Genomic DNA, 913 nt, shown 5'->3' on the forward strand with positions numbered 1-913 from the left:
GCTTCAACAAGCGGTTCGTACTATTTTCTCTCCACTGAATCGTAGTGTTGAAACTCCTGAGTGGATGTCTGGGTCGATCGAATTCAATCCTATCTTTTCTATTACTTTAAATCGTCTTTATATCATTCTGTTCTGTTTGGCTGTGTTTGCCTTATTGTTTTTTATTTTAAAGAAAACCGTTTTGGGCCTTCAGGTACGAGCGGTATCGCAAAACCGAGATATGGCGCGCGCTATGGGTGTTAGGTCTGAGTGGGTGGATGCACTTACATTCGGATTAGGCTCTGGTGTTGCGGGAGTCGCGGGTGTTGCACTTAGTCAGCTGACTAATGTTGGCCCCAACCTCGGGCAGTCTTACATTATTGACTCGTTTATGGTCGTAGTATTCGGTGGGGTTGGTAATTTATGGGGAACGCTCGTCGCAGGAATGTCCTTAGGCGTTGCCAACAAGTTGCTTGAACCGATGTCTGGCGCGGTACTTGCGAAGATACTCGTGTTGATATTTATCATCCTGTTTATACAGAAAAAACCACGCGGTTTGTTCCCGCAAAAAGGACGAGCAGCGGAGGCTTAACATGATCAGTTCTATTCAAACAGATAATAATGTCGTCTTTGATAAAGCGACAAAAATCTTTCTTGGAGTGCTTGCAGCGCTGACCTTCTTGGTTGTTATCTGTAACACCATGTTTGAGGCAGGCAGCGCACTGCATATTCCAACGTATACCGTTACTTTGTTGGGCAAGTATTTAACGTTTGCTCTTTTGGCTGTCGCGGTCGATTTGATTTGGGGTTACTTGGGTATTCTTAGCCTTGGTCATGGTGCATTCTTCGCTTTAGGCGGATATGCGATGGGCATGTATCTAATGCGTCAAATCGGTGATCGTGGTGTATACGGAGATCCAGTATTGCCTGATTT

General features: G+C 45.1%; 1 protein-coding gene and 1 pseudogene. Both read left to right on the top strand.

The features are described from left to right. Positions 1-571: urea ABC transporter permease subunit UrtB (gene urtB / locus A3739_RS26990; protein ID WP_068503448.1), on the top strand; the 571-nt coding region annotated here is incomplete at its 5' end. A 1-nt stretch (position 572) separates the two neighbouring features. Next, positions 573-913 (top strand): annotated as a pseudogene (locus A3739_RS26995) (urea ABC transporter permease subunit UrtC); the annotation flags it as partial.

The organism is Oleiphilus sp. HI0067 (assembly GCF_001635735.1).